The following is a 17601-nucleotide window of genomic DNA, read 5'->3' on the forward strand; positions in this document are numbered from 1 at the left end:
CGGGCGTTTTTTACCATACCAAACAACTGGTTGGCGCACACAGGATGAAGAAATGGCCGCTGGCCGGAAGAATTCCGGTCAACCCCTTAAAAACAGTCGGAAAAGTGTGATACAACAAACAGAATTTTTTAAAGGAAACCTGTCATGACCGAGTTGCAACAGATCATTGAAGCGGCCTTCGAGCGCCGCGACACCATTACCCCGGGCTCAGTGGATAGCGCCACCAAGTCCGCCATCCTGCAAGCCATCGACCTGCTGGACTCCGGCAAGGCGCGGGTTGCCGAGAAGATCGCCGGTGAGTGGGTTGTCCATCAGTGGTTGAAGAAAGCGGTACTGCTCTACTTCCGCATCAACGACAACGGCATCATTAAGGGCGACGATGCCCAGTACTACGACAAGGTTCCCCTCAAATTCTCCAACTACACTGCCGAGCAGTTCAAGGAAGCGGGTGTGCGCGTGGTGCCGCCGGCGACCGCCCGCAAAGGCTCTTTTATCGCCCCTAATACCGTGCTGATGCCCTCCTATGTCAACATCGGCGCCTTCGTTGACGAAGGTACCATGGTCGATACTTGGGCTACTGTCGGCTCTTGCGCCCAGATCGGTAAAAACGTCCACCTCTCCGGCGGCGTCGGCATCGGCGGCGTACTGGAGCCGCTGCAGGCCAACCCGACCATCATCGAAGACAACTGCTTTATCGGTGCCCGCTCCGAAGTGGTTGAAGGGGTGATCGTCGAGGAAGGTTCCGTCATCTCCATGGGCGTCTTCATCGGCCAGTCCACCCGCATCTATGACCGTGAAACCGGCGAGATCCACTACGGCCGCGTACCGGCTGGCTCCGTGGTCGTCTCCGGCTCCCTGCCCTCCAAGTGCGGCAAGTACAGCCTCTACGCGGCGGTGATCGTCAAAAAGGTCGATGCCAAGACCCGTGCCAAAGTCGGCATCAACGCCCTGCTGCGCTCCATCGACGAGTAATCAGCATTGCTGTGATGAAAGGGCGCCTGATGGCGCCCTTTTCATTTTGGCGCCCCTGTCACAGGCAAGCCATGAGGCATCGGTTAAGATGGATGGGACAGGATCGTTTCAAACCGAGGAAGCCTGATGTACGAGAATCTGAAGAGCCTGGGGATCCAGGATCCCGCCTCCGTCGACAGCTATACCCTGCGCCAGGAGGCCAACCACGACATCCTCAAGATCTACTTCAAGAAGCAGAAAGGCGAGTTCTTCGCCAAGAGTGTCAAATTCAAGTATCCACGCCAGCGCAAGACCATGCTGGTCGATTCCGGTACCCATGAGTACAAGGATGTCACCGAGATCAACGCCAACCTCAAATATGTGGTGGATGAGCTGGACAACCTGACCCAGGGCGTCCATCAGCAAGCCGACCCGGACATCAAGCAAAAGATCCTGCGCGACCTGCGCCATCTGGAAAAAGTGGTACAAAACAAGATCAGCGAAATCGAACGGGATCTGGAGAAACTCTAACCCTCCCCCTCTTGCTTAAAGAGCGCCCAATGTGGCGCTCTTTTTATTGGCTGACTTTATATAGGTTTATCAGGTGATGACATGCGATAAGTCGAGCGAGGCACACCAGCGGTTGTGCCGACATAGGGCATCCCGTTACACATCGCATCTTGGGTAACGAGACTCCTGCCGAGTTCGACCTGCTGTGACTCGCACGATCCATAACCAGAAATAGCAAGAGGGAGGCTTTCGCCTCCCTCTTCAAACACGCTGATATTCAGGCAACAGGATTAGTTGCTCTTCATCCAGATGTCCATGTCGGTTTTCAGGTTGTCGGACTTGGTACCGAAGATGGCTTGAACGCCGGAACCAGCCACTACCACACCGGCAGCACCCAGTTTCTTCAGACCAGCCTGGTCAACCTTGGCAACATCTTTCACACCAACACGCAGACGGGTGATGCAGGCATCCAGAGAAGCGATGTTCTCTTTACCACCGAAGGCGGCAACCAGAGCAGCAGACATCTCGTCTTTGCCTTGGCCAACGGCCTCTTCAGCAGTCTCGTCTTCACGACCCGGGGTTTTCAGGTTCATGGCACGGATAACGAAGCTGAATACGACGTAGTAGATAGCCGCGTAAACCAGACCCAGACCAACCAGCAGCAGCATGTTGTCGGCACGCGGTGATTGCACCACGAAGTCGATGAAGCCGTTGGAGAAGGTGTGACCGTGTACGATACCCAGAGAGTTGGTCAGCACATAAGCCAGACCAGCCAGTACAGCGTGGATTGCGTACAGAACCGGAGCGATGAACAGGAAGGAGAACTCGATCGGCTCGGTGATACCGGTCAGGAAAGAGGTCAGGGCTGCAGAGGCCATGATACCAACGATCTTGGCGCGGTTTTCCGGCTTGGCAGCGTGAGCAATGGCGAACGCAGCAGCAGGCAGACCGAACATTTTGAACAGGTAGCCACCAGCCAGCTGACCAAAACCGTTACCGGCAGCGCGGGAAGCGTCATCAGCAGTCAGGAAGCAGGTCATGATACCGTGAACAGTTTCACCGGCACCGTTGACGCAGGTACCAGCCTGATAGAAGAACGGTACGTTCCAGATGTGGTGCAGACCGAACGGGATCAGGGAGCGCTCAACCACGCCGTAGATACCGAAGGCCAGTACCGGGTTCTGGTTGGCAGCCCAGTCAGAGAAGGCACCAATGGCGCCACCCACTGGCGGCCAAATCACGGACAGGATCACACCCAGACCGATGGAGAGGAAACCGGTGATGATGGGTACGGCACGCTTGCCCGCGAAGAAGCCCAGGTACTCTGGCAGCTGGATCTTGTAGAAGCGGTTGAACGCCCAGGCTGCGATACCACCGGCCAGGATACCACCCAGCACGCCGGTTTCGATGGTTTCAACACCCATCACAGGTGCCATGACCTTCAGGGTTGCGACCATGATGCCGTAGCCAACGATGGCTGACAGACCGGATACACCGTCGTTATTGGTAAAGCCCAGAGCAACACCCACTGCGAACAGCAGGGCCATCTGGCCAAATACAGAACCACCGGCTTGCTCCATCAATTGGGAGACAATTTCCGGCATCCAGCTGAAGTGGGCAGCACCCACCCCCAGCAGAATACCTGCGACTGGCAAGACTGATACTGGCAGCATCAGCGCCTTACCAACCTTTTGCAGATTAGAGAAAGCATTTTTGAACATTGTGTGCGCTCCTGAATGGATTGTCGTCCCTGAACGATCTATCTGGATGAAATAAGCACTGATTCATTCAGATATCTTCGAGTCGGGCTTGTTTATTTTGACCATCAGAATATAACCCAGCGGGTCATAAATTGCTGCTTTCGAAGGCGGGGGAATATTGAATTTGGAGGGAAGATCACAACTTTACAATTCATAAAAAACAAGATGATAATCCGCAATATAACACTACCACAGATAAAATAAAATAATCGTATCAAAGTGTGCCAACAACAATTCACATGGTATCACATAAATTCAAAATGTAACTAAATGTAACGTGTTGAATTGTTTTCCATGGTACTACGGGCACCCAGTATGACCACAAATGACTTACCTGACAAACACAACCCAAGCATGAACGACTGACAGCTGAGTTGTTACTCATAACTATAATAGGGGGCTCTACGGCCCCCTAGAAAAATTTTATATGATGTCCTCGTATGTGCAAGTTATGAGACATTACTATTTGTTAGTAATACCACGCACCTGCTAAACACATACTCCACCTTATCAATATGACTCACAGACTGTATCGCTTACGCAATAAAAAATTATTTTCTTGCAAAGCTTGATGCTTAATATTCCAGTTGGGAATAGAAAATGAAATATCATCAAGAACTGGGTACGTCTCAGTCAAGTTTTTCACACATTCAATAATTACACCCTCAGCAACGCAGTCTTTAATGTTAACCATTATTTTAACTGCCTGTCCTAGCGTTGCCTTAACGGTCCATGTGTCACCACTCTGCAATGGTAGATTAATAATCACACATATATTATCCAGGGGTTTTTCCGTACTTAAACAGTAAATTGTACGTTCATCTTCAACATTTATATTTAAGATGATTTTATTATCACCCCCTAGCGGCAATCGTGCCACTACATTGCGCCACTCACATGGAAGTTTTGGTGATATAGTGACTCGTTTATGGAGCAACTCCGGTTTATATCCAATATAGTCTTGATACAGATTCCTGGTATACTCAGCTACCGACCAAGCTTGAGAATATGTTCCTGATTCAACAAGTTTGGCCGGGTCGTGTTGATAGGCATCAAGATTTTCACTCATAGTTCCCCGATAACCTTGATGCAATATTTGATCAGCAAGATTTTTTGATAATGCATATGCCACATGTATTTTATTAAACTTCAATAAGGCACTAATCGTAAAACCGGCATTCCATCCCCAGATCGTCCCATTATGATATGCAGCATCTTTATGATACATAACTTGATTATCATGGTAGGGATGGAACTCTGAATGGTCTTGGCTAAGAGAACATATACCCCATGGGAAAAGTAAATTATTGATGCTGTTTTTTATTACATGTTGAGCATTATCTATCGGCAATAACATATCACAGTGCGGAATAGTAATTACCATCAACTGATTAGGACGAATACTCCAATCTTGCTCATCAATATCATTAATTCGGTCAGCAAGAATTTCTCTCTCAGCATCCCAGAATTTTTTAACAAAGCTTTCTTTGATTTTTTCAGACATTGCAAGATATTTTTTTTCGCCTACCTGATCACTAATAAGATGCGCTAACTCTTTAGCAACCCCAATAGACTCAAACCACAATGCCTGAATATCATTGGCCTTACAACCACGCGGTGACCAAGGGATCACACCTTCAATTTTCGCATCCATCCAGGTATCTGGATCCTTATGCTTCATAAGACCATCATGATCCAGATAATTTTTTTCGACTCCCTCAATAAATCGTTTGATCACTGGATAAATGACTTTCGCGAATGCCAAGTCGCCACTATGATTAATATATTCCAGAACACCTCTTATCATCCAAGGCGTTCCATCTGTAGTGTTATATATTATGTTATCTTTACTGGTGACCCGATTAGGTATTCTGCCATAGTCAACTGACTGCACATTGCAATTTTGCATGGTGGCAAAATTTTCAATAATTTTCCTCGCAATATCAAACTGTCCATTGACCAGACATATTCCAGGCAAAGAAATGAAACTATCTCTCCCCCAAATATCTTTAAACCATGGAAAACCTGCCCAGATACCGTAACCGAACTCTGTATTGACAAATGATTGGCTCGCCAATCTAGCCCACATAACAGCTTTGCTATATTCCGTATCGCTGCACCAAAAATAGCTACCCATGAGAAAGTCATAGACTCTTTTCTTATGTTGACTTATCTCATCACCAGTAATAGCCTCAGAAACTATAGAGACAGCAGCCTCTTTCGAATCAGAAAATCCGATGTATATCGCAAGTTCTGAAATCTCAGCCAAGGAAGATAGATGAATTTTTTTATTATCGGCGCCATCCAAAGGATCTGATACCGTATCACTGACAGCTACCGTAAAAGGATGATTGCTTGATAATGCCATGAAACGACATGAAGCAGGACAATCCAGCAACTCATACACAATTAATGCGGGATTGTTATGTCCCGCCTTATGCAATAACAATTGCGAACCAATCGAGAACTCAGCCGCTAGCAAGCTATTCAACTCACTTTCAATAGTAAATGAAAGTAAGCGCTGACCACTAATCAATGACATATGCTCACAGGCATTATCATAGTAGTGTGATACACCATATGGCAACAATGTAGCGTTAAGCGCAGTAGCTCGATCACAGACTCCATTATTAATATGGAATCGGTATCCAGTCAAAACAGGATGTGAACCACTGATATACTTGCCACATCGTTCTGATATGTGTGTACAACCAGAATAAAAACCATCTACATTATCAGAAAAGACATAATCAATACTTTCTCTACTATTTATGGCCAATGCATCAAATAGCTCATTCATCGATGGATGCTTATTTTGCTCACGAGCAGTGTATTCACATTCACCTTTCATTTCACCATCATGAAAATCACCACCTTGAGATATTTTCTCCATAAAAACCTCCATATAAATAAAATTACAAAGACAACCAATGGATACCAAAAAGATAAAATGTCTCACCGCAAGGTGAGACATTTAAAGATAATAATGATGATTACTTGGCACTTATGGATTTAATAAACATAGCTTCAGCTTCAACAATACCCAATGCTTTGGCTTCATCACGCAGAGCTAATGCTTTCTGAATATCTTTACCTTTTGCAGCTTGCTCAATTGCATTTAGGTAATAATGCTTGGTATCGTCCTGAATCACGGCAGGGATGGCTGCCTTTTTATCCACAGCCCCAACAGCCACTACCCTTGATGTCATAACAGCACCTACAGGTTGGTTCACCACGGGTTTCAGGGTTAACAACTCAACAGACAACTCCAGCGAACCACCATTTTGGAAGGTATACGCTGGGTCTGTGACCATTGGCATAGGTTCACCCAACTCTTGCGCACGGACTCGTGCCGGATGAGTCGTGGTTATTTTTTTTCCTAACAGTTCAGATGGGGTATACACCACCATATATGGAGTTTCAATGGTGTTTATCTTCAGACGATAATTATATCTTGATTTAGTAAATGCATCTGAGGTTGACACCTTAAAAACACTATTCTTGACATATTTCACCACTTTAAAATCAGCACTCAACAAAGCAATTTCTGGAGCGAATACGGATCCGTCATAAAAATAACTTGACAGTGATACTGTAATGTCAAGACCTCGCTCACCAAATTTGAATGCTGCAAAGTGACTATTACCACCAGCAAAATATGCAGCAGGGGATGCTCCATCAATATTAAACTTGACAGTTTCATTGTCATTTAACTGAACATAGGGTAGTTGCGAGTAACTCGCACAACATAACTCTGTGTCACTCGGTGGCATAACATTCAACACTGATGGTTGATTGACGGCACACCCTGATATCAATGCGCTAAACACCAAGCATGAAATACTGCTTACATTTTTCATATCTTTTCATCCTAAAATAAAAAATCACGATGATACAAGTTCACTTAAAGTATCTACCGTAAACAATTTAGCACATTGTATCAATGAATCTACCAACAAAAAGGGCAGCATAAATGCTGCCCATTGTTGTAACATATTTCTTAGAACCAAATTTCGGTATGAACACCAACAACTGTTTCATCTTTGCCATCTTTGATACCGATAGTGCTGGCACTGGCGGCATCATCAGCAGCGATATAGCTGACATAAGGTTTAATTTGCGGACGGCCAAAGTAATCAGCATTAACGGTGATAGGCAGAGCCAGCTCTACGTTATAGTACTCACCCTTTACAGCATCGCCAGTTCGGGTCCAATAGCCCTCTGCACCTTTCTCCTGACCATATGAACCGGTCATCTCTACGCGAAGGTTATCGTTGATCTTGTAAGAGGGACGAACAGCAACCAAGAAGCGAGACAAATCCTCAGCACCAAACAGCTCATCCAGCGCGGCAAAATAGGTTACCTCAGAGCCCATCTGCCAACGGTCAGAGATGTTCCATACCCCATAGGTGGTTGCAAAGATGGACTCTGCGTTATCATCACCACCGGACCAGCTACCAAAGTTAAGGCCACGGTTCTGAGCCACACCTTTACCATACGCGACGGCACTCTGCGCCCAACCATCCAGCCCGTAATAGTTGGTGTTCAAGGTCACACCGGCACCAATACCATCCTCACTATCGCTGTCTTTGTTGGCCTGCTTCATATATTTGAAGTCGAAATCAAGCTTACCGAAGCCGACATCAACCCCATAGTAATAAAAATCGTAGCTGGTTAGTGTCTCACGCTCTGGCGAACGATCACCCGGTTGCTTCCCAGCATCAGGATCAGCCATCACCATGGCAACGCCTGCCGTGTTACCGGCAATTTTGGTCTGTACACCGGTGCCCACACCAGAAGATTGCTTCCAGTATTCACCCGAGAGCAAGCCTGCAGCACGGTTGAGGTAACGCTGACCACCCCAAACAGACGTATCTTCCCCCAGGAAGGAGAGACCACCGATTTCGACAAAAGCCTCTTTCACTTCAAATTGGGCTTCATCGTTCTTCTTCTGGCTACCATCGGAGGAATAAGCATAGGAGTTACCGTTGCCATACTCTGAACGCAGTACAAAATCAGACCATGCACCATTTTGATGCTCGGTATGCTTTTTCAGAGAAAACTCCACCTGGTTGGTGCTCTTGCCATGAGTACCTGCAGTTTTATAGTCTGGTTTACCAAATTCGGTATCTACCGTTTCCCCATCGATGTTTCTTACGTTCATGGAACCATAACCATGAACCTCCCATCCATCCTTCAACACATCAGTACCTTTAGCCGCATCTTGAGCAAAGGCACACCCAGCAAATAAAACTGAAGCCACTGCAGTAGCAATTACACTTTTGTTAGTCATCATTAACTCCATTTAATAGGAAGTAGAAATAGCAAATCACTAAAAACTAAAGGAATAACTCGTGTTTTTATAATTGTTCACAACTAACTGTTTATTACGTGATGTGAACTTGAGGGGCACTATACATTTCCAATCTTCATTGTAAAAGTGACGAGCATCACAAAGACAAAAACCAAATAATAGAACAATAAAGCAATAATGCATCAACAAAAAGCAACAAAGAGTGAATTCGCGCCAAAACTCGCAAGTCTAGCGCAACAATGCACCCCTTGAAAACGATATCAATCCCGAACTAACCAATCACGTCGCTCATTATTTTTGCCGATTTATAAACCAATTCTATGATTGAAATCGCTTTCATGATGCTTGATATTTAACCACCACTGAAGTCAATTGCATCACAGGTTATTTTTCTGCAAGCACAACCACAAAATCACATATCTCTATGGAATACTGATGTTGTGATCAAGCTCCCAGAATGATGAGTTACAACAGACTGCAAACCTTTTCAAACCAATGAGTACTTATGATTTTCAATTGACATCAATTACAATTGCCAAAGTTAAATATCTGTAACCATGAATAATTTATCACTACATTTAACTTAATAAATTAGAACCAAGGGGTCTCCATGAAAACTGAACGGAATAGTGTTATCTATCAGATTTACCCACGCAGCTTCCAAGACAGTAATGGGGATGGAATTGGTGATCTCAATGGTATCAGATCTCGCCTTGGTTACTTGTCCCAGTTAGGTGTTGATATGCTGTGGCTTACCCCGGTTTATGCTTCTCCACAGCGGGATAATGGCTATGACATTAGTAATTACCATGATATTGATCCAGCATTTGGTTCCTTTTCAGATATGCTGGCACTCATATCAGAGGCCGCAACGCTAGGCATAGGCATCATGATGGATATTGTTGCCAATCACACATCTACCGAACATTCCTGGTTTAAAAAAGCATTGGCAGGAGACAAATACTATCAAGATTTCTATGTATTTAGAGATCAGCAATTCGTTAATGAATACCCATTGACATCCATTTTTGGTGGTAATGCTTGGGAATATGTACCTGCACTTGATATGTACTATCTGCATAATTTCGATATTACACAGGCAGACCTAGACTGGGATAATGTAAATGTACGTAAGGCTATGGCTGCAGTCGTACAGTTTTGGCTAGACCAAGGCATAAAAGGATTCCGCTTCGACGTGATCGATATGATCAGCAAAAACTGGCCGACTCGCAGCATGAGCAATGGCCCACGCCTGCATGATTACATCAAGGAGCTGAACCACTCCACTTTTGGAGGCAAGAATATTATCACGGTTGGCGAAACATGGTCAGCAGACCTTGAACACATGAAGAGCTATTCATCTCCCGCTGGGGATGAATTTTCTATGGTGTTTAACTTCGAGCACTTGGGATTCGGCCATGATAAATGGCAATCTCACATCGATATAAAGACAATCAAGAATGTGTTTACCAGAAACCAATGTGAACTACGCAACCAAGGTTGGAATAGTTTGTTCTTATCCAATCATGATCTACCTCGAGCCGTATCAAGATTTGGTAATGATACCCCACAATGGCGAGAGTTAAGTGCAAAGCAATGGGCAATTATTCTACACATGCAACAAGGAACGCCATTTATTTACCAAGGTGAAGAACTGGGTATGACCAATCGCCAATGGCACCCTTCTGAGATTCGTGACATAGAGGCTAAAAACTACTTTAACAGCCATATCAATGATGCAACCGAATCAGAAGTATTGACCAGAATCAGCAAAATTAGCAGAGATAATGCGAGAACCCCCATGCAATGGGATGATACTAACCATGCCGGTTTCAGCACTGTCACTCCCTGGATCCAAGTGAATGAAAATTACCATTCAATCAATGTCGCCAATCAACAACATGATGATAACTCTGTATTCAACTGCTATCGCACATTGATCTCTCTCAGAAAAAAACTAGATATTATTCGCGAGGGGGATTTCACTATGCTCAGTAGTGATACCTCAAACCATATCTGCTACAGCCGTCAATGGCAGGGAAAAACCTTGATCGTCATGGCAAACCTGACTACCACACCTTTAGCCATACCTGTGCATAAAGACGACTTGGCAACATTAGAGCCATTACTAACAAACTATCCAACACCAAGCAACTCAGATGAGCTAAGACCACTCGAAGCTGTTGTGTGGCTAACCACAAAATAACGATATAGTGTGGGCTATATTTTAGCCCACACTATATCTATGCGGAATCAATTTATAAAGTAGTTAGAATAAGAGACTTTTCATGGACAAAAAAATCACTCGCGCAGCTATTTTTCATCGTTCTCATACAAATATGTCCTATGCATATAGTAGCAATCAACTCCATATGAGATTGCGCACGGCAAAGGGGGAGGTAACGGAAGTATTCCTGCGTGCAGGAGATCCTTTTGACTGGGCAAGTCAGGGAGGGGGGGGAATTTAAATAACGAAGGCGCTAGCGGATGGTTAGGTGGACGGAACTATCCAATGAAAAAAGAGTGTGAAACTGAACTCCACGATTACTGGCTATGTGAATTCACCCCTGAATTCTATCGTAGTCGTTATGCTTTTATAGTAAAAAACAACACAGAAATACTCTTAATCGGTGAAAAGAGGATTGTTCCACTTTCTAATCTCTCAGATGACCCAGCTCTGGATCAGCTTGTTAACTTCTATTGTTTCCCATATCTTAATGCTATTGACGTGTTCACCCCTCCAGAATGGGTTAAAAATACTGTCTGGTACCAGATATTTCCGGAACGCTTCGCGAATGGGATGCCGACTCTATCACCTCCACAGGCTCAGCCATGGGGATCAATGATTCCCGCTAACAAAAGTTTCTTTGGCGGTGACTTGCAAGGCGTCATCGACCATCTGGATTACTTAGATGCTCTTGGTATCACTGGTATTTATTTCACACCATTAACACTGGCCCCCAGCAATCACAAGTACGACGCTATCGATTATTTTACTATCGACCCTCACTTTGGTGATATAGATACATTAAAATCTCTTTGTAAAGAGGCTCATCGTCGCGGCATCAAGATCATGCTAGATGCAGTTTTTAATCATCTGGGAGAGCAGTCTCCTCAATGGCAGGATGTAATTAAAAATGGCGTTAAATCAAAGTACTATAATTGGTTTTATATTGATGATTTTCCTTTAATAAATAACGATGCAACTCTAAATAAAGAGCGTTTGAATTATCGCTCATTTTCGTTCTCTACGGGAATGCCAAAATTAAATACAGAAAATCCAGATGTCATTGAGCACTTATTAGAGGTAGGACGTTATTGGATACGTGAATTTGATATTGATGCCTGGCGGCTAGATGTTGCCAATGAAGTTGATCAACATTTCTGGCGACGTTTTAGAATCGAAATGAAACGCTTAAAGCCAGAATTGTTTATTTTGGGTGAAGTATGGCACGACGCACATAATTGGTTAACAGGCGATCAGTTTGATGCGGTCATGAACTATCCGATGGCTGAAGCGATTTTAAACTTTTTCGCACATCAGAGCATTGATGCAAAAACATTTAAGCACCTTATTAATGAGGCTTTTGTTAACTACCCAGTCAATGTCAATGAAGTTATGTTTTCTCTTCTAGATAGCCACGACACCCCAAGAATTCTTCATTTGTGTCATGGCGACAAAAATAGAGTGAAACTTTCATTTTTATTTCTCTTGAGCCAGACAGGCACGCCATGTATCTATTATGGTAGCGAAATAGGGATGGCAGGTGGCTCAGATCCGCTTAATAGAGCATGTATGGAATGGGATCCGGCTAAGCAGGATCGCGACCTGCTACAACACATGAAAAAACTGATTGCTCTTCGTAAAAATACACCAGCAATGATCAGCCATAATATGGACTGGCTATTATCTGATGGTCAGACGCTGATTTACAGTAAAACACATCAACATGATACTGTATTTATCATCATGAATGCATCCGCAGGCCAAAGCACGATCACTTTGCCATCACAATTGGCAGACAAATCAGTCTTTGATTTATATGACAATAACATTGTCCAGCTAAGTGATACGTGCACACTGCCAGAATATGGCTTTGCGATTTATCGCCTCAACACTACCGGGGACTCACAATCTCCCACATTAATCAAATCAGCAAGAGTCATTGCTAATGATCTGACAAGGGAATAAGCACGCTCTTCAACCAGCTGAGTGCCACCTGTTCGGGTTCATCGTGCACGGTGGCATCCAGCTCCAGCGGGAGAATCACTCGCGTGGCCCCCAACTCTTGCAGCAATCCGTCCAGCCGACGGCCCGCGCCACAAAAGTGGTCATAGCTGCTGTCACCCATGGCAATCAGGGCATAACGCAGCCCCTTGAGCCAGGGCGCCTTGTCAGCCAGCTCGCTGGCAAAGGGCTGCAGATTGGGAGGAATGTCCCCCTGCCCGGTGGTGGCACTGACCAGCAATAAAAAACGGCCGGGGTCAATGTCCGCCAGCCGTGCTTCTTCGTGCAGAGAACAGTGATGCCCCTTGCGTTCCAGCTCATCTGCCAAGGTCTCGGCCACCAGCATGGCTGCGCCGTAGACAGTTCCTACCACGATATCGATCTGCGCCATTCTCCTCTCCCTGCTTGAGTCACTCTTTTGAGCAACTCTATCAGCAAGCTGGCGTCAGATGCCACCGGTTCAAGGCTGAGGATCAGGCGCTTAGTAGTCGCTCTCGCTGGCGGGCCAGCCCAACTCGGCAAACAAGCGCAACACATCCTGACCGAGCGGAGCCTGGATCCGCATTGGCACCTTGAGCACCGGATGGGTAAAGCTCAGGGTGCGGGCCACCAGCAGCAGCCGCTCGCAACCGAAGTGCTCGCGAAAGAAACGGTTGTGTCGACCATCCCCGTGGGTGGTATCCCCGACGATGGGGTGGAACAGGTGATCCATATGGCGGCGCAACTGATGCTTGCGACCGGTCTTCGGGAACAATCTGACCAGACTGTAGCGACTGGTAGGGTGCTTCTTGGAGACCGCGTGGGGCAGCTCGACCTGATGCAGGCGCCGGAAGGTGGTGACGGCATCCTGCGCCGGACGATCCGGGTTGCTCATGGCATCGGCAATCTTGTCCAGCTGCTCCTTGAGGGGGTAGTCGATCACCCCCTGCTCGGGCGCCCAACCGCGCACCAATGCCAGATACTCCTTGTGCACCTGACGTTGGGTGAAGGCTTCGGTGAGTGCGCGGGCAATCACCGGATCGAGCGCAAACAGCAGCACACCGGAGGTGGGTCGGTCGAGGCGATGCACAGGATAGACATGGCGACCACCGATGAGATCCCGGGTCATCTGCATGGCAAAACGGGTCTCGCCCTTGTCGAGCCAACTGCGGTGCACCAGTAGACCGGACGGCTTGTTGACCGCCACCAGCCACTCATCCTGATAGAGCAGGGTCAGCTTCAAGTCACTCTCTTCTCGGGTTTGATCTGGCATCATTGTTCGATCACTTTGCCGGAAAGCAGCAGATCGAAGCGGGCGATCAGGCGCAGCAGCGCTTCTGCTTCGGCCAGATCTTCTTTGTAGACTTCGCTGGCCATGGGATAAAGGGAGACGCTGGTGGGCAGTGGCGCCTGCAACATCACCAGCTGCTCCATGCGCGGGATCAGCACGAACTGCAGCCACTGATCAAAGCTCAGGGTATCGACACAAAAAGGCAGGGTGCTTGCCAGGGCTTCGTCACCGGGATGGTCAGCTTGCCAGCGCTCAAGGCGCTGCAACTCGGCGGTGAGTTCCCCCAACAGGCCAGCTACCAGCAAATATTGATTCATCTCGCTCTCTTCCTCATAACCACAAATTGATCCGCCGACCCGACAGGGTCAGCCAGGATGCCGATACATTCAGTCGCACAGCACCGGCGGTTCAGCCGGGTCAACGACACACACGGCAACCAGCGCGGCCTGCCGCCTTTAAAAAAGGGCGATACTATACACCTCCCCCCGCATGGCTGCCATGTTGATATCTGCCGCAACGCGCGTCTGCTGCCACTGGCTATCCTCGGCAAGGGCCTTATAATCGGCCCGCATCACCATTAGCCGGATCTCACCATGTCTGCGACGCCTACTGCCATCAATACCTTGACCGAATTTCTGACTCAGGCTGGCACCCAGTTCCAGCTGTTTGACATGGGCCGCCAGGTGCGGCCACTGGCAAGCGATACCTTTGTGCGCATCGAACAGCAGCAGGAGCCCTATCCCTGGCCGCTGCAACAGCACGCCTGGCTGGGTGTGCACTTCTTCCAGCCGAGCGAGTCTCGCCACTACCTCTGGTTCCTCAAGTTTGCCCTCGATGAGCGCGGCTTGCTGATGTCAAATGGCCCCAAGCTGTTCATGGATCAGGTGGTGGAGACCCTGGGCTACAAGCTCACCGGCGATCTGGATGAAGAGAAAGCCCAGCGCTTGGCCGACAATCCCTACACCTTCCGCCCGGCGGAGGCCAAGATGGCCAGTCTGCATGCCAAGCTGGCGCGCCAGCTGGAGCAGGCCCCTTCCGCCTATTACGATGCCCTCTGCCACTATCTGGCCGCCCCCAACGATACCGGTTGGCAGACGCTGGGGCTGCAGGGCTTTGCCGACCTTGCGGAGCGGCTGCATGATGAGCGCAATCTGGCGCTGATCTGCAAGGCGCTGCCCAAACTGCCGCAAGAGCCGCTCTATGCACTCTGCCAGAGCCTTGAAAACGCCCCGCTGCCGCCAGCAGTACAAGGCGCCCTGCTCGAGCGGATCGGCAAGGAGCAGGAGTGCGCCACCCCCAACCCGGAGACCCTGGCCTACCTCTGCCGCGCCATGGCCTCCTGCCCCGGCAGCACGCTGCGCACCAACAAGCTGCTGACCCTGCTGCAAACCCAGCCAAGCCCTGCACTGCTGCTCGCCATTGCTGGCCGACTCTGGCCCGACCTGAAAGATGCCAATCTGCTCAGCCACTATCTGGAACAACTGGCGCTACAACCGACCCAGTTCTTCAATCAGGTTTTTGCCGAGTTGGTCACTTTACCGGCCCTGCGCAATGATATGCTGGCCAGACTGCGCGACCCCGAGCGCAGCGATGCGCTGGGCAAGGCCATCGGCCGTCTGTTTGCCTCGGCCTGATCCCTCGCCTCCCCCTCACGCCACGAGGCAACACGGCGGGAAATAGAAAAGGAGATCGGGAGTGCCGAGCAGGACTCACGGTTATCGACATCACGATAAGGAAGCCCGCCTATGGGAGAGATGCTCGGAATTTTGTTGCTGATTGCCGTAGCCGGCCTGTTCTGGCTGCAACGCCAACAGGCAGAAGTGGCCTGGCAATACATGCGCCGCTACTGCCAGCACCATGATCTGCAACTGCTGTCACTGGCTCGCCATCGGCGGGAGCTGGCACATCATCCCCTGCGGCTGCTGACCCACTATCAGTTTGAATTCTCCAGCGATGGCGAGAGCCACTATCAGGGCACCCTCAAGATGCAGGGGCTGCACATCGTAGGCGTTGATCTGCCACCCCATCGCATCCCCTCTGCCTGATCTCCAATCTCGTCTCTGCGCCCGATGGCTGTGCCTGTCTATAATCTCAGGGATTAAACAAAGGGAGAGACGAGATGGAACCCCTTGTCCACGATCTGCCAGCCCTGTTTGCCCAGCTCGGGATGGCCAACGACGAGCTGAGCCTGCACCGCTTTGTGCACGACCATCACCTCGACAATGAAACCCTGTTGCCGGAGGCCGGTTTCTGGAACGCCGCCCAGGCAAGCTTTCTGCGCGATGCCCTGTGGAACGACTCCGACTGGTGCGAGGCAATCGACCAGCTCGATGTGATGTTGCGCCAGCCCCGCTAGCCGCCCGCCCCTTTCCTCCCCTGCCGGCTTTGGTTAAGATCCCGCCCCGATATCGATCCCCCCTTCTCACCCAGAGCATGCTTATGTCCGCCCACGAGATCATCCGAATTGCCAACGAGCTGGCCGCCAAGGGCCTGACACCCACCACCGCCATGATCAAGGCCCGCCTCACCCAGCCCGTGCCGATGGCCGAGCTACTGAAAGTGCTGAGCCAGTGGAAGCAGCAGCCAGTTGCGACCGCCGAGAGCGAGCCCCTGCAAGAGGCTGCCCCTCAGCCAGCACCGGAGCTCACCCTGCAGCAACTCGCCGAACAGCTCGCGCGCATCGAACAGAAGGTGGATCGCCTGACCGACCTGCTCCTCCAGCAGGGGCAAGGCTGAACCATGTATATCGTCGAACTCTGCTTTGAGTGTTACCGCGATACCTCCCTTGGCGACGCCGAGCGGGCTATCGTCAACTACCTCGACATGCTGCGTTATCAGGGCCAGATCCTCGGGCGGGAGTTCCCCACCAGCATGCACGACGGTTATTTCGTCAGTCGGGTGGTCTGCCCGGAGCAGGATAGCTTGCACCCCGACAACCAGAGCGAGCAGGTCAAACTGACCGAACAGCAGCTCAATCAGGCGGGGTTGCTGGCGCCCAAACTCCAGCTGCAGGGGGCGGATCTGCTCTCCGACAGCACCGACCCTTGCGGCACACAGGGCGAGCGCCCCAGCTGGATGATGCTCTATACCAGCTTCCTGCACACCTGCTCGCCGCTGCGCTGTGGCGACCACTTCGCCCCCATTCCGCTCTACCAACTGCCCGCGGTCGCCAACGGCGATCAGAAACAGATCATCAAGTGGCAGGAGGATTGGGAGGCATGCGATCAGCTGCAGATGAACGGCTCCATCGCCGAACATGCGGCGCTGCACGAAATCGGCGAAGTGGGCAGCCGCCTCTACCGGCGCGGCAGCGATCTGGCCAAACGGCTGGAAGTGCTGAGCGGCATCCCCACCTACTACTACCTCTACCGGGTGGGCGGGCTGAGCGCGGCCGAGGAGAAGGCGCGCCCCTGCCCCAGCTGTGGCGGTGAGTGGGCGCTGGCAGAGCCATTGCACGAGATCTTCGACTTCAAGTGCGACAGCTGCCGTCTGGTCTCCAACCTCTCCTGGGATTTCAAGGATTAAGCGCGTTCCCTGTACGCAACCCCATAAAAAAGAGCCTTGCCGC

The 17601-nt window shown here is 49.2% G+C and carries 17 protein-coding genes; 10 read left to right on the forward strand and 7 right to left on the reverse strand.

What is annotated here, in order from left to right; genetic code table 11:
* Positions 1 to 144: 144 nt before the first annotated feature.
* Both dapD and ACTG19_RS07435 read left to right on the forward strand, forming a co-directional pair.
* Positions 145 to 972: a 2,3,4,5-tetrahydropyridine-2,6-dicarboxylate N-succinyltransferase gene (dapD, locus tag ACTG19_RS07430; RefSeq protein ID WP_005338581.1), complete on the forward strand. Its 828-nt coding sequence runs from the start codon at positions 145 to 147 to the stop codon at positions 970 to 972.
* 126 nt (positions 973 to 1098) lie between these two features.
* Positions 1099 to 1482, forward strand: a complete 384-nt coding sequence (locus ACTG19_RS07435) for a DUF3461 family protein (protein WP_005338583.1) — start codon at positions 1099 to 1101, stop codon at positions 1480 to 1482.
* Positions 1483 to 1751: 269 nt separating this feature from the next.
* Here the strand turns inward: ACTG19_RS07435 and ptsG are convergent, their stop codons facing one another.
* The 4 genes from ptsG to ACTG19_RS07455 form a co-directional block, all read right to left on the reverse strand.
* The gene (ptsG, locus tag ACTG19_RS07440) at positions 1752 to 3182 is read right to left on the reverse strand and encodes a PTS glucose transporter subunit IIBC (RefSeq protein WP_005338586.1); all 1431 of its coding nucleotides are present in this window, start codon (positions 3180 to 3182) and stop codon (positions 1752 to 1754) included.
* Positions 3183 to 3741: 559 nt separating this feature from the next.
* On the reverse strand, positions 3742 to 6114 hold the full coding sequence (locus tag ACTG19_RS07445) for an amylo-alpha-1,6-glucosidase (RefSeq protein WP_162628349.1): 2373 nt from the start codon (positions 6112 to 6114) through the stop codon (positions 3742 to 3744).
* Positions 6115 to 6214: 100 nt separating this feature from the next.
* A complete protein-coding gene (locus ACTG19_RS07450; protein WP_113738986.1) occupies positions 6215 to 7081 on the reverse strand; it encodes a MalM family protein in 867 nt (288 codons plus the stop codon).
* A gap of 140 nt (positions 7082 to 7221) precedes the next feature.
* Positions 7222 to 8514, reverse strand: coding sequence for a carbohydrate porin (locus ACTG19_RS07455; RefSeq protein ID WP_113738987.1), 1293 nt, complete (start codon positions 8512 to 8514; stop codon positions 7222 to 7224).
* 631 nt (positions 8515 to 9145) lie between these two features.
* On the opposite strand from ACTG19_RS07455, the gene ACTG19_RS07460 reads away from it, so the two are divergent.
* The 3 genes from ACTG19_RS07460 (at position 9146) to ACTG19_RS07470 (ending at position 12727) form a co-directional block, all read left to right on the forward strand.
* On the forward strand, positions 9146 to 10741 hold the full coding sequence (locus ACTG19_RS07460) for a glycoside hydrolase family 13 protein (protein WP_113738988.1): 1596 nt from the start codon (positions 9146 to 9148) through the stop codon (positions 10739 to 10741).
* An 82-nt stretch (positions 10742 to 10823) separates the two neighbouring features.
* Positions 10824 to 11003, forward strand: a complete 180-nt coding sequence (locus tag ACTG19_RS07465) for an alpha amylase N-terminal ig-like domain-containing protein (protein WP_197927519.1) — start codon at positions 10824 to 10826, stop codon at positions 11001 to 11003.
* Positions 11004 to 11047: 44 nt separating this feature from the next.
* Positions 11048 to 12727 (forward strand): alpha amylase N-terminal ig-like domain-containing protein, encoded by a 1680-nt coding sequence (locus tag ACTG19_RS07470; protein ID WP_439988933.1) that lies wholly within the window; start codon positions 11048 to 11050, stop codon positions 12725 to 12727.
* Here ACTG19_RS07470 and ACTG19_RS07475 read toward each other — a convergent pair.
* The 3 genes from ACTG19_RS07475 to ACTG19_RS07485 form a co-directional block, all read right to left on the reverse strand.
* Entirely contained in the window at positions 12705 to 13154 is a 450-nt protein-coding gene (locus ACTG19_RS07475; RefSeq protein ID WP_201989734.1) for a flavodoxin, read from the reverse strand. The two genes, ACTG19_RS07470 and ACTG19_RS07475, sit on opposite strands and share 23 nt — an antisense overlap.
* 90 nt (positions 13155 to 13244) lie before the next feature.
* Positions 13245 to 14018, reverse strand: coding sequence for a tRNA pseudouridine(65) synthase TruC (gene truC, locus ACTG19_RS07480; protein WP_041202291.1), 774 nt, complete (start codon positions 14016 to 14018; stop codon positions 13245 to 13247).
* Complete coding sequence (locus ACTG19_RS07485) at positions 14015 to 14350, reverse strand: YqcC family protein (RefSeq protein ID WP_005338596.1); 336 nt, start codon at positions 14348 to 14350, stop codon at positions 14015 to 14017. The genes truC and ACTG19_RS07485 overlap by 4 nt, the downstream gene beginning before the upstream one ends.
* A 276-nt stretch (positions 14351 to 14626) precedes the next feature.
* On the opposite strand from ACTG19_RS07485, the gene ACTG19_RS07490 reads away from it, so the two are divergent.
* The 5 genes from ACTG19_RS07490 to ACTG19_RS07510 all read left to right on the forward strand — a co-directional run bounded on the left by ACTG19_RS07490 (position 14627) and on the right by ACTG19_RS07510 (position 17558).
* On the forward strand, positions 14627 to 15667 hold the full coding sequence (locus tag ACTG19_RS07490; RefSeq protein ID WP_439988934.1) for a DUF3549 family protein: 1041 nt from the start codon (positions 14627 to 14629) through the stop codon (positions 15665 to 15667).
* Between the two features lie 111 nt (positions 15668 to 15778).
* Positions 15779 to 16078, forward strand: coding sequence for a DUF3301 domain-containing protein (locus ACTG19_RS07495; protein WP_005358647.1), 300 nt, complete (start codon positions 15779 to 15781; stop codon positions 16076 to 16078).
* 74 nt (positions 16079 to 16152) lie between these two features.
* A complete protein-coding gene (locus ACTG19_RS07500) occupies positions 16153 to 16389 on the forward strand; it encodes a DUF2789 family protein (RefSeq protein WP_005338602.1) in 237 nt (78 codons plus the stop codon).
* 83 nt (positions 16390 to 16472) lie between these two features.
* Positions 16473 to 16769: a hypothetical protein gene (locus tag ACTG19_RS07505; RefSeq protein ID WP_439988935.1), complete on the forward strand. Its 297-nt coding sequence runs from the start codon at positions 16473 to 16475 to the stop codon at positions 16767 to 16769.
* A gap of 3 nt (positions 16770 to 16772) precedes the next feature.
* Positions 16773 to 17558 (forward strand): Zn-ribbon-containing protein, encoded by a 786-nt coding sequence (locus ACTG19_RS07510; RefSeq protein WP_439988936.1) that lies wholly within the window; start codon positions 16773 to 16775, stop codon positions 17556 to 17558.
* Positions 17559 to 17601 lie beyond the last annotated feature (43 nt).

This window comes from Aeromonas sp. 3P, from assembly GCF_051919745.1.
In the GTDB taxonomy this organism is placed as follows: domain Bacteria; phylum Pseudomonadota; class Gammaproteobacteria; order Enterobacterales; family Aeromonadaceae; genus Aeromonas; species Aeromonas veronii.

Bases quoted from the DNA above. Each gene is read 5' to 3' on its own strand.
- ACTG19_RS07495 (WP_005358647.1), top strand. From the start codon at position 15,779: ATGGGAGAGATGCTCGGAATTTTGTTGCTGATTGCCGTAGCCGGCCTG.
- ACTG19_RS07485 (WP_005338596.1), bottom strand. From the start codon at position 14,350: ATGAATCAATATTTGCTGGTAGCTGGCCTGTTGGGGGAACTCACCGCC.
- ACTG19_RS07470 (WP_439988933.1), top strand. From the start codon at position 11,048: ATGAAAAAAGAGTGTGAAACTGAACTCCACGATTACTGGCTATGTGAA.
- ACTG19_RS07460 (WP_113738988.1), top strand. From the start codon at position 9,146: ATGAAAACTGAACGGAATAGTGTTATCTATCAGATTTACCCACGCAGC.
- ACTG19_RS07490 (WP_439988934.1), top strand. From the start codon at position 14,627: ATGTCTGCGACGCCTACTGCCATCAATACCTTGACCGAATTTCTGACT.
- ACTG19_RS07465 (WP_197927519.1), top strand. From the start codon at position 10,824: ATGGACAAAAAAATCACTCGCGCAGCTATTTTTCATCGTTCTCATACA.
- ACTG19_RS07455 (WP_113738987.1), bottom strand. From the start codon at position 8,514: ATGACTAACAAAAGTGTAATTGCTACTGCAGTGGCTTCAGTTTTATTT.
- ACTG19_RS07500 (WP_005338602.1), top strand. From the start codon at position 16,153: ATGGAACCCCTTGTCCACGATCTGCCAGCCCTGTTTGCCCAGCTCGGG.
- ACTG19_RS07435 (WP_005338583.1), top strand. From the start codon at position 1,099: ATGTACGAGAATCTGAAGAGCCTGGGGATCCAGGATCCCGCCTCCGTC.
- truC (WP_041202291.1), bottom strand. From the start codon at position 14,018: ATGATGCCAGATCAAACCCGAGAAGAGAGTGACTTGAAGCTGACCCTG.
- ACTG19_RS07505 (WP_439988935.1), top strand. From the start codon at position 16,473: ATGTCCGCCCACGAGATCATCCGAATTGCCAACGAGCTGGCCGCCAAG.
- ACTG19_RS07510 (WP_439988936.1), top strand. From the start codon at position 16,773: ATGTATATCGTCGAACTCTGCTTTGAGTGTTACCGCGATACCTCCCTT.
- ACTG19_RS07445 (WP_162628349.1), bottom strand. From the start codon at position 6,114: ATGGAGAAAATATCTCAAGGTGGTGATTTTCATGATGGTGAAATGAAA.
- ACTG19_RS07475 (WP_201989734.1), bottom strand. From the start codon at position 13,154: ATGGCGCAGATCGATATCGTGGTAGGAACTGTCTACGGCGCAGCCATG.
- ptsG (WP_005338586.1), bottom strand. From the start codon at position 3,182: ATGTTCAAAAATGCTTTCTCTAATCTGCAAAAGGTTGGTAAGGCGCTG.
- dapD (WP_005338581.1), top strand. From the start codon at position 145: ATGACCGAGTTGCAACAGATCATTGAAGCGGCCTTCGAGCGCCGCGAC.
- ACTG19_RS07450 (WP_113738986.1), bottom strand. From the start codon at position 7,081: ATGAAAAATGTAAGCAGTATTTCATGCTTGGTGTTTAGCGCATTGATA.